Consider the following 12,203-nt stretch of genomic DNA (forward strand, 5'->3'; position numbering starts at 1 on the left):
ATTTACTTGACTAAATCTATATACCTTCTAATTCTTCTAAAAGTTTAGTTTTTTCTTCAAAAATCCCTTAATTTTTTAGTAGTATATTTTATTATTTCTTCTATTCTCTTTAATTCACTTTCCTTATTCTCTTTTCTCCATATATATGAATAATCATAAAACCACTCTTCAAACTCTTGTGCTAATGTTTTATTTTCACTTTTAGCCTCAATATCTTTAACTTTAAACTCATTTTTTAGAATTAGTAAGAAAAAATTATTAATAAGCATTATTCCTCTTGCACAGACAACAAATTCTTGAATTGTTTCTTTATCATAGACCTTATCTAAAAGATTAGTTAATTCTAGTTCTATTTCGTAAGCTTTATTATATGCTTCATTAATATTCTTAGGATTTAAATTTTTAATTTGTTCTCTAATATCATTATTTTTATTATATAATTCCTTCCATCTTACTAAATCTGACCAGCTAACTACTTGAGTATTTGATAAATCTCTTAATAAGGAAACTAATTTTAAAGATTTATCTCCATATTCAATAATTGATAAAGCCTTATATATTTCTTCATTATTTTTTTCTATATCTGGATTCCATGATAAAGAAGCCCCATATGCCATTAGTGGTATTGAGCTTTTTAATAGATTTATATGACCATAGTCACCCCAATCTGTATTTAAAACTCCCGTTGCCCCATATTTTACACCATAACTTATCATATTAGTTATATTATTAAATCCTGCATCCATTAAATTCATAAGATGGCTCCAACCAGCTACTCCTGGACATACATACTGTTCCCTTCCAGCCTCCTGTATCATCTTTGTTCCATCTTCTGTAGCATTTGAAGCATAATTCCAATTTAAACATATAACATCTTTTGGTATTTCATCTATTAAATCTTTATGGTTTAATATAACATCGCCCCAAAACATAACTTTTTTATTATACCCTTTTACAATGTTGATAATCTTATTTAAAAAGCTTGTATAAAGCCTTCCCTCTCCTAACTTCTCACTAAGTTTTTTGCTTCTACCTTTTCCTAAATCAAAGGTTTCATCACCACAAATATTAAACTTATCACTGCTAAAAAGAGGAATAAATTCATGTATCATATTTTTTATAAGTTCTAAACTTTCTTCATTACTCACATCTAAAGTATGATGTGCCATTCTATCAACAAAAGAGTATTCTTCATTTTCCATATTTTCTAATTCGCATAAATTCTTATAAGATTTTGTACGAAGTACTTCATATAAATGTCCAAAGGTTGCTATAGATGGTATTAGTTCAATATGGCGCTTTTTACAGTAACTATCTAATATTAATATTTCTTCTGATGTTAGTGGATCTTTGTCCATCCATACTTCACTCATGCCTTTAAAAGCAAAGGTATGTTCTATATACAGCTGTATTTGATTTATTTTGTAGAAAGCCGCTTTATCAACTAGCCATTTTAAAGTTTCTAGTGTTGGTACCTTCCCCCTTGTTACATCATGATAAAACCCTCTATTTTTAAAATAGGGCTCATCTTCAATAGCAAGGTTTGCTAATATGGCTCCTTCTTGCCTTAATATTTGCATAAAGGTTTGTATTCCGTAAAATAATCCAGAATCTCCATAACCGATTATACTAACACCTTTACTTTCTATAATTAATCTATAAGCTTCCTCGCTATTTATGGTGTCCAATTTTATTAGATTTATTATATTTTTAGAGTTATTATTTATAAATTCTTTATTTATTTTTAAGTTAAATCCTAGTATATTTTTTATTTCATCTTTTAGCATAATTGCTGACTCAAGATTATTAAAATCACAGTTATAATTTAAAACAATTTCTGTATTTCTTTTAATTATAAATTTTCCTTCATTTTTTAAAGTTTTTCTTGGATTTGGTATTAAATACATTCTTAGTACTCCTTTCTTTTATAAACAAGTTATTGCATCTACAAACATAAAAGCTGGTCCTTCACCTTTCATTATGCTCCATTTAGGACAAACTTCTTCACTCTTTGCAAAAATCCTTATATACCTTACTTTACTATTATTTTTTATAGATATATTCTCTATTCCTACTTCTTGTCTAGGAACTCTATTTTTATAATTTATCTTATCTATTTTCTTAAAATTTTCACCATCAACTGATGTAAAAAACTCTACATATCTTGGGTAGTATATCCATGCCCTTGTATCTTGAAGAAATCCTACTGTTATCTTATTTATATTTAAAACTTCTCCTAAATCAACTACAACATCCATATCATCAGTGTACCCAAGCCATCCACCTTCTTTATAATCTAATGTTCCTTTTCTTCCATCAATAAGATCATAAACTCCATTTTTATTATATTTTTTGTTATCTGTAGGTCTTGTAAAGCCCTTAATATCTTTTATAGGCAGTGTTGTATAAAGCTTTCCTTCTGATATATTGCTTGCATTTAATTTATCACTACAAGCTATTGCCTTAATTGTTATTTCTCCTTCTACATTTATAGGCTTATTATAAATATGTGAATTTTCACTTGGTTCACTTCCATCAAGGGTATAATATATATTTCCATTTTCATTAGGATTCTCTATTGTAAAGGTTCCTTTATAAGGTGCTTCTTTTAACATAACCTTTGGAGTAATTATAGGTGAAAATGCCCTTGGCTTTACTTTAGATTTACTATTAATTCTTTTATATTTAGGAATATATGAATCTATTTCTTCTTTATTTTTTATATATTCATTATTAAAAAAATCATTTTTATTTATAGTGCAGTTATTATTAAATGAAATATTTATTTTATTATTATTTGATAATACTAAAATGCTAGAATTCTTTTCTAATTTAAACTTACCCTCTATAGCTTCTAAATTATATTTAAAGTTATTGTGACAACAAGTTAAAACTTTATTGTTAAACTCTTTTAAAACTGGTAAAGTCTTAATATATAAGCCTAAGATTTTATTACTTTTAACTTCTTCTTTTAACTCAAAGCTTATATTGTCTTCATTACAAGTAATATAAATCTCCTTACCGCTGCATTTTAATTTAATCTTATAAATTGAATCATCTTCTAATAAAACTTCTATATCTTCATCTTTTACATACCTATCTTTTATATTTCTATCTTTATCTTTTATATATTCATTTTTTATATCTTCACATTTTATATCTTCACCTTTTCTATCTTCACATTTTATATTTTCATTTTTTATGTCTTCACCTTTTATATCCTCAATATTTCCTTCTTTATCTATTAAGACTAAATCTATTGATGCTCTTGAATTTTCATTGCTCCAATAATGATCATTTAAAATAGGTAAAGTATCAAAAATACTTTCATTATCATTTAGTACATTATTTAAATATCTTGATTTATAATTTTCATTAAATAAATGTAAATCTCTTATAGATAGTCTATTATTCTCTATAAGGAAGCTAACTCTATAAAAACGGCTATTGTACCAAATTGTCTTTAGATTCTCCTCTTTGTTCCAATCTTCTAAAGCTGAAACTGTAGTTGCTGGCGTTAACTTATATCTTTTTTTAAACCAGTTTCCAGACTCCTCTAAAGTTTCCACTCTAATTTTTCCTTCCTTTGCAAGCTTAGCTACATAAGGTATTTGAATTTCGTATCCTTTAGCCATTGTATTCCATAAAAATGTATTTTCTTGGCCAACTTGAGCATAAGAAAATCCTAGGTTATTTTCCTTTGTTAATCTATCAAAAAACCACTCTATCCACATTTTATTTGAACCAATTCTACCTGCTGGCTCTAAAGTATAAACATCATTAATTCCTTTTCTTAAAGCATCTTCAAAAGAATATATTGGATCTGGTCCTAAAAGCCTAAAAATAGGTAAGTCTATTTGATTTTCTTTATTTTGTGCTGGCATATATTCATTTACTTTACTTGGATAATATCCTTGATTAAAGTATCCTCCCCATAAGGTAAATCCATCTGTCCCAATTTGATCTCTACATATGGCAGCCGCAACTACATCATACTTTTCCTTAAAATAATTTAAAGTAGTTATATCAATTACCCATGAACCTACAGATTTTGGGTAATATCCAAATACATCTTTAAAATCTGTCATATATATATCTACCATTTTTACTCTATCTTCTTTTGAATATCCTAAAGAATATCCTATATTTACATGATCATCTACAGGAGTTTCTCCCCTCCATTTCACCCCTGCTTTTTCTGCTAGGTTCTTATCAATTTCCCACCATACTCCAACTTCATCATATTCATCTATACTATTTTTAATTAAATTGCTATACCTTTCATCCATTAAAGCATCATACTTTAAAGCAAAGGTTGAAGGTAGCCCGTATTGCTTTAAAATCTCTATTTGTCTTACTACAGTTTCATAATCATCTAAAACAAATTCTCCACTAGGATATACAGTTTTTCTTATAAAATTATAAATATTTACTATAGATAAAATTTAAATCACCTCTATTTTTCATATATTTAAGAAAAATAAAATATCAAGGATATTTTAACTGAATTCTATTTAGTAGATAATACACTATTGCTTTAAGCTTTTTCTACCTAATAGATTAAAGTTTACAAATCCTTGATATTTTATTTAACAAATCAACTTATATATTATTTATTTTCTTTTTTCCATTCATCTAATTGTTTTTGCATTTCTGCCATAACTTTGTCCATACCTTGTTCTTTTAACTTAGTATTTAATTTACCTATATATTCATCAATATCAACTGATCCACTAAATATTAATGCTCTAAATTCTTCATAGGCATTACTTATTCCAGCCATTTCATTAGTTACTGGAGTTGGATCAAATTTAAAGCCTAAAGCTTCAGATTCCTTTGAGTTCTTATTAAATTCTTCAAACTCTGCCCATTTTGTTTCTGGTTCTGTATCTAAAGTATAAGTCTTAAATAAGTTTCCAACTGAGAAATATGCAACACTATAATCAACACTTCTTGGTAATAACTTAACTTGCTTGTCACCAACTTTTTCATAGTGAGTTCCTTCAACACCATAATTAACTAGGTTTCTTAAATGTTCATCAGTATTTAAAAGATTTAAGAATTCAACCGCTTTTTCTGGATTTTTTGAATTCTTTGAAACTGCTATCATTGATCCAGTTGTTGATGCACTAGTTATATGTGTATCCATTATTGGTGTAGCAACTAACTCATATCCTACATCTTTTGCCCAAAGGCCTGCTGCATATGGTTGTCCATCTGCTTTAGTTACAAATCTCTTAATAGTCTTATCATATGGAGAAATTGCAGAATCAGCATTTATATATCCTAAATCATAATATTTCTTTAATGTCTTTAATGTGCTCTTGAATTTATCTGTATTAAATATACTTTTTACTGTTAAGCTCTTATCACCATATTCAACTCCAAATGGATCTGATAAGAAATCAAAATATTGTGGTGGTGCTAATGTTTTATCTATATAATATGGAACTATATCTGGTTCCTTTTCCTTTATAAGCTTAAGCCATGGTTCTAAATCCTCTAGTGACTTAATGTCTTGATATGGTATGTTATATTTATCTACATATTCTTTAGTAAATACCCACATAGGTTGTACACCAAGTTCTTTTTGGTTTGGTACAGCATAAGTTTTCCCCTGAACTTTTGCTCCATCCCAAAATCTTTCATCTATGGCGTCTTTCATATCCTTTCCTATTGTATCTAAATATGGATCTAGTTCAAGAAAAGCACCTTTTCTAGAATTTCCAACATAGTTTCCTGCCCAAGAGCAAGTAAATGCTAAATCATAATCTTCTGCTGAATTTATAACTACAGATAACTTTTTATCATAGTCACCAAAATCTGCAAACTTCATATCTATATTGGCATTTATTTTTTCCTCTAGATATTTATTTATTTCCTCCTGAACTATACTAAGGTCTTTTGGTTCTTGTCCAATTGTATACCATGTTAATTTTACGGGTTTATCGCCCTTCCCCCCAGATGATGCATTAGAATTTCCGCAGCCTGTTAAAATTAGAGATGCTGAAAGTATCCCAGAAGCTGCCAAAGCTATTAACTTTTTACCCTTTACCATAATAAATCCTCCTATACCGTTTTTTAAACCTTTACATTCCAAATTATAACATTCATTCCAAATACTTTATAGTGGACTTTTTTTATTTTTATTGTACTTATTCTATATGTAATAATCTTATCATATCTAGTTTAGAAGATTTTTATTATGTTAATTTATATTAATTTTACTCTTAACACTTCTAATTTATATTATTATTATTTTATTCTTTTTTATAACACTATAATATAACTTCACAATTCCTTTATATATTATACATATTTTGGTATAAATGTCAATATATCAGCTACTCAATTTTAACCAATTCTTAACTCTTTCTTGAGTCTTATTAGCTAATAAGGTTATTTTCTACTTCTTATATTCTTAATATATTTTCCTTGATAATTTATTAATTTTATGTAAATATATTAATCATAAATATCTTTATGTAAGGAGAATTAAATTGGAAATATCAAAAAAAAATAAATATATTCTAACCGTAACTATTATATTATGTGCTTTATATTCTTATCCACTTGGACTTAATAGAAATGAAAGATTGTCTGCTGGTTTTATATTATTGTTTATTCCAGTGGTAACTCTTTATGTTTTAACAATGGAAAATACTAAAACAAAGAAAATAATTCTTTCAATATTATTAGCACTTGGAGTTTTATTTATTATTGCAGCTATATATTTACTAATTATATCTGGTAGATTTGATCAAGTAGATGATAGGTTTAATTTACTAGTATGCTTAACATTTTCTGCAGTATTCAGTCCAATTCTTATATCATACGGAGTATTATGTAAAACTTTATATAAAGAAATTATTTAAATTTATTTTTATTCTTTAGAATAAATTACTTATATTTTTTAATATGTTGTACTTATCCACAATCAGTCTGTAAATATAATTTACGAATAAAAAAACTGGCCTAAAAGCCAGTTTTTTTTTGGATTTATTTTAATTTAAACTTAAATGTCTTAATTTCATATGGTTTAATTGTAAAATCAATTTTATTTCCATTTGCTTTTATAACTTCTAAGTCTCTTTCCATTAAGTTACATTCACATATTTCTTCAATTTCTTTAAAGAATTCTAAAGTAGCCTTTGCTCTCTTATTATGGAATTCATACATTCTCACTATTAAGTGGTCTGTATCTTCAGCCTTTTTAATAACTTCTATAATAATATTATCTTTATTTACTTTTACTAAGCTCATATTATCTTCTAGTTCTCCAGCATGAGCTTCTTCAACAGTAGTATATAAAGGCACATTTAATTCATATGCTTTATTAGCTGTTTTAGCTTCCTTCCAGTTTCCTGCATGAGGATATAATGAGTATGTGAAGAAGTGTTCTTCTTTATCTGCATCTGGATTTGGATCACAACTTGACTTAAGAAGTGTAAGTCTCATATTTCCATCTTTTATATCATATCCATATTTGCAGTTATTTAATAATGATACTCCAAAATCTCCTTCTGAAAGATCTGCCCACTTATGTCCACACACTTCAAATTTAGCAACATCCCATGATGTATTGTTATGTGTAGGTCTTGTAACATTTCCGTATTGGATTTCGTAAGTTGCTTCACTTGCATTTATTTCTATTGGGAATGCTGCTTTTAGTAAAACATCTCTTTCCTTCCAATCTGCATATGAATCAAAGTCTATTCTTGCTATATCGTTATATACATATATCTTTTGAATTATAGTTGATTCTAAGAACTTTCTTTCTATTTTTAATGTACTTCTCACTGGTCCTTTTTCTATTACTTCAATGCTTCTTACATCATCAATTTTCCACATCTTTTCTTTGTAATATATATCTATATCCCAGTTATCAAAGCACATTGGCTTATCTTCAAAGGCTTGAATTTCATTTGCTATTTCGCCATCTTTTAATATTTCTCTTTCAGTTTCTTTTTCTATAAAGGAGATTATTTGTCCCTTATCGTCAAATTTAACTTTAAAGAATTTATTTTCTGCTTCTTTATCAGTTAATTTTACATTTTCATTTGAAATCTTAGTAGCTTCAACTATTTTAAATGCTTTGTGTCCATTAGCTGGAATTCCCTTAGCAAAGAATATAGCCTTATTTCCTTCAATCTTTTGACAAACTATTTCTTCATTATTTTCATCTATTACAGCAGGATTTGTTATACCTTCTGGTATTTCAAATGTAGCAATATCATCTCTTTCAAAGCCTAAAGTATTTGTTACAATAACACTTCTATCTTTTAAGTTTATTTTACTTGCTATATTTTCTACTGCATTGTTAACTAGTTTATTACCATTTTCTATTAACTCTTTGTATTCTACAGCTGTTACATCATAAACTTCCTTTATTGATGAACCTGGTATTATATCATGGAATTGATTTAATAAAACTGTTTCCCATGAAGCATTTATATTCTTTTGTGGATATTCATATCCATATAGCATTGATAAAGAATTTACTTTTTCTGCTGAAGTATATAAATTTTCGCAAACTCTATTATCTCTCTTATTTCTTGCCATTGAAGTATATGTTCCTCTATGGTATTCAAGATATAATTCTCCAACCCACTTAGGTAACTTCTTAGCTCCACCAACTTTTTCTTCTAATCTCTTAAAGTAATCAAGTGATGTACCCATTCTAACTCTTGGAGCTCCTGGTATTCCTTTTGCAAGTCTTCTACCATGTTCTAACATTTCTAAAGTGGCACCACCACCACCATCTCCCCATCCGAATGAAATTAAAACGTCGTTGTTTAAATTCTTGTTTTGGTATCTTCTCCAAGCTCCCATAACTGCATCTGGTTGAATATGTCCATTATAAGTTGTAAAGTGTGATGCTCTATCTTGTCCTGGACCAGTTGTAGTTATAAAGTGAGTTAATACTTCTGTTCCATCAATACCTTGCCACATAAATGTATCATTTGGAATCTTATTAAATTGGTTCCAAGCAATTTTTGTTGTCATAAAGTAATTAACATCTGACTTCTTTAATATTTGAGGTATTGCTGCTGAGTAACCAAAAACATCTGGTAACCAAAGTATTTCATTATCTACATTAAATTCTTCTTTAAAGAATCTCTTACCATGTACTATTTGTCTTACTAGTGATTCACCTGAAGTAACGTTACAGTCTGCTTCAAGCCACATTGCACCTTCTGCTTCCCAAACACCTTCTTTGATTTTTTCCTTAACTTTAGCGTATATTCCTGGATGATCCTCCTTTAGGAACTTATAAAGTTGAGGTTGTGATGACATAAATATATATTCTGGATATTCTTCCATTAGTTTTAATACTGTTGAGAAACTTCTTGCAACCTTTTCTCTAGTTTGAGCTACAGTCCATAACCAAGCTACGTCAATATGAGTGTGTCCAACACATGTTGCTATTACATCTTCATGTCCACAAAGTTCACCATAGAATTTATCATTTAAGAACTCATTTGCTAATTTTACACTTTCATCATATTCCTTTGACTTTGGTCTTCTTAAGTCTACTAAGTTTATTGCATCATTTAAAACAGTAATCATATCTATTCTGTTTTTATCTTCTTTATCTAATTCCTTACAAACGTCTACTGGAACCTTTAAGTTAAAGTATAATTCTCTTGAAGCCATATCTATAACTACTAATTTACCATGTAATGTAGCTTTTTTATCTGCAAGCATTCCTGCATAAGCATGAAGATCTATTTCATACTTTGTTCCTGGAACTGCATCATGTGTAAGTATTATTTCTCTATGATTTATATCTACACCTTGGATTTCTTCTCCATTTACATAAAGTATAAATTGAGGATTTGTTGCATCCCAGCCTTCTTCAAAAGTATGGAAATTTAAAGCAATTGTTTGTCCTGCAAAGCTTTCTGGAACTTCTACTTGGCATTTAAACCATCCATGACAGTCTTTTCCTCCCCATAAATCTCCTGTTTTAAATTCTCTAAAGTCTTCTATATTGACATCTTGAATTAAATCTATATTATGATAATTTCCATCTATATATAAATAATTTTCAAGATCTATCTTATCTCTATATATATTTTTTGAAATTTCACCACAAGTTTTGTCTATTCTTTCTAATAAATAATACATATTTGCACCTCTTTTATTTTTTAATATACATTTTTACTTTTGTATTATAATCAAATGACTAGATCTTTATTCTTTAACAGCTCCTATAGTTAATCCATTTACAAAGTATCTTTGGAAGAATGGATAAGCAAATATTATAGGAAGTGTTGTTATTACAACTATAGCCATTTTAGCTGTATCTTTTGGCATATTTGCTGCTGCTTCTATGGCATTTGCTCCCATCATAGTTGCATTATTTGCAAGGAACTCCATAGATGTTTCTAATCTTATTAGTAGGTATTGTAGTGGAATTAAATTGTTTTTATCTATATATAACATGGCATTAAACCAGTCATTCCAATATCCAAGTGTTAAGAATAGTCCTATTGTTGCAAGACCTGGAACTGATATAGGTAAAACTATTTTTAGGAATAAAGTCCATTCTGATGCACCATCTATTTTTGCTGATTCTATTACAGCATCAGGTACTGTTGTTTTAAAGAATGTCCTTAATATTATTATGCTAAAGGAACTAACACATAATGGAAGTATTAATGCCAAAATGTTGTTTTTTAGTCCTAAGAACTTTGTTACTACTAAATATGATGCAACCATACCACCTGAAAATAACATTGGTATAAATATTAGCTTTGTAAAAAACTTTCTATAAGCAAAGCTTTTTCTTGATAAGGCATATGCATACATAGACATTATTGTAAGTCCTAGTAATGTTCCTGTTATTGTTACTGTTATTGTTATTCCATAAGCTCTAAGAATTTGGCTTCCTGATGAGAATATATGCTTATACGCTGCTAAACTCCATTCATCTGGAATAAATCTATATCCATTAGCTTGAAGAGCTTGCTCACTTGTTAATGATATTATTAGAACAAATATAAATGGGATTATACACATAGCTGCTAATGCTCCAAATAATATATTTAACCCAAAGTTTGTTTTTTTAGATATAGAATTAAATCTATCAACCTCTTCTACTTCTTTTTCTTTTTTGTTTCTTTTAGTATTAAATTTCATTTTTCTATTTTCTATATTTAACATCCTTTGCACCACCTTTCATTTTAGAAGAATGCATTTTCTTTATCTACTTTTCTAACTATTCCATTTGTAACTAGTATTAATACTAATCCTACAAATGATTGATATAATCCAGCAGCTGAACTCATTCCTATATTACCTAAATTCATAAGACCTCTATATACATAAGTATCTATAACGTTTGTTACTGGATATAAAGCACCTGAGTTTTTAGGTAGTTGATAGAATAATCCAAAGTCTGCTCTAAACATTCCTCCAATAGCTGTTATAAACATTATTATTAAAATTGGTTTTAATAATGGAATTGTTATATATTTTACTTGTTGCCATTTATTTGCTCCATCAATCATAGCTGCTTCATAGTAGCTCTTATCTATACCACATATTGATGCTAGATAAACAACTGTTCCATATCCTATACCCTTCCATTGACTCATAAAGATTATTATAAATGGCCAATATTTAGGTTCTGTGTACCATGACACACTATCCATTCCAAATGATGTTAGTATTCCATTTAACAATCCTTTTGATGGACTTAAAAATGCAAATAAACAATAACTAACTACAACCCAAGATAGGAAGTATGGTAAAAACATTGCACTTTGATAAAATTTAGATAACCTCTTATTTAAAAGTTCCTTTAGTAGTATTGCTAATGTTACTGGTAGCACTATTCCAAGAACAATAAATACTAAGTTATAAAGAACTGTATTTCTAGTTATTAACCAGGCATCGCTACTTTGGAATAAGAACGCAAAGTTATCAAAACCTACCCATTCACTTTTAATTAAGCTCTCTAAGAACCCCCCATGTATCCTCCAATCCTTAAAGGCTATTATAACTCCAAACATTGGCAGGTAAGCAAATATTAAAAACCATACTGCACCTGGAATGGTTAAAAGCATAAGCTCTTTATTTTCTCTAAATCTTTTGAATCGTGACTTTTTTTCCATCTTATACTCTCCTTCCTTTTGTAAACGTTTCTCTACATGTCTAAAATATATCATATATATATGTACAATTTATAGTTGAAT

The 12,203-nt window shown here is 28.2% G+C and carries 7 protein-coding genes; 1 reads left to right on the plus strand and 6 read right to left on the minus strand.

The features are described 5' to 3' along the window. Positions 1–56 precede the first annotated feature (56 nt). The 3 genes from ACYQ1T_RS03785 to ACYQ1T_RS03795 all read right to left on the minus strand — a co-directional run bounded on the left by ACYQ1T_RS03785 (position 57) and on the right by ACYQ1T_RS03795 (position 6,058). A complete protein-coding gene (locus ACYQ1T_RS03785; protein WP_459831977.1) occupies positions 57–1,907 on the minus strand; it encodes a beta-N-acetylhexosaminidase in 1,851 nt (616 codons plus the stop codon). An 18-nt stretch (positions 1,908–1,925) separates the two neighbouring features. Further along, on the minus strand, positions 1,926–4,289 hold the full coding sequence (locus tag ACYQ1T_RS03790; protein WP_459831979.1) for an FN3 associated domain-containing protein: 2,364 nt from the start codon (positions 4,287–4,289) through the stop codon (positions 1,926–1,928). Positions 4,290–4,609: 320 nt separating this feature from the next. Continuing rightward, positions 4,610–6,058 (minus strand): ABC transporter substrate-binding protein, encoded by a 1,449-nt coding sequence (locus ACYQ1T_RS03795; RefSeq protein ID WP_459831982.1) that lies wholly within the window; start codon positions 6,056–6,058, stop codon positions 4,610–4,612. Between the two features lie 442 nt (positions 6,059–6,500). Here ACYQ1T_RS03795 and ACYQ1T_RS03800 point away from each other — a divergent pair, with 442 nt between their 5' ends. After that, positions 6,501–6,875 carry a hypothetical protein gene (locus ACYQ1T_RS03800; RefSeq protein ID WP_459831984.1) on the plus strand — a complete coding sequence of 125 codons (375 nt, stop codon included), beginning with the start codon at positions 6,501–6,503 and terminating at the stop codon, positions 6,873–6,875. A gap of 124 nt (positions 6,876–6,999) precedes the next feature. On the opposite strand, the gene ACYQ1T_RS03805 is transcribed toward ACYQ1T_RS03800, so the two are convergent. From ACYQ1T_RS03805 to ACYQ1T_RS03815, 3 genes are all read right to left on the minus strand, one after another. After that, the gene (locus ACYQ1T_RS03805; RefSeq protein WP_459831987.1) at positions 7,000–10,131 is read right to left on the minus strand and encodes an alpha-mannosidase; all 3,132 of its coding nucleotides are present in this window, start codon (positions 10,129–10,131) and stop codon (positions 7,000–7,002) included. 66 nt (positions 10,132–10,197) lie between these two features. Next, a complete protein-coding gene (locus tag ACYQ1T_RS03810; RefSeq protein ID WP_459836444.1) occupies positions 10,198–11,145 on the minus strand; it encodes a carbohydrate ABC transporter permease in 948 nt (315 codons plus the stop codon). Positions 11,146–11,189: 44 nt separating this feature from the next. Beyond that, the gene (locus tag ACYQ1T_RS03815; RefSeq protein WP_459831990.1) at positions 11,190–12,176 is read right to left on the minus strand and encodes an ABC transporter permease; all 987 of its coding nucleotides are present in this window, start codon (positions 12,174–12,176) and stop codon (positions 11,190–11,192) included. Positions 12,177–12,203: the final 27 nt, after the last annotated feature.

This window comes from Clostridium carnis (genome assembly GCF_054657435.1).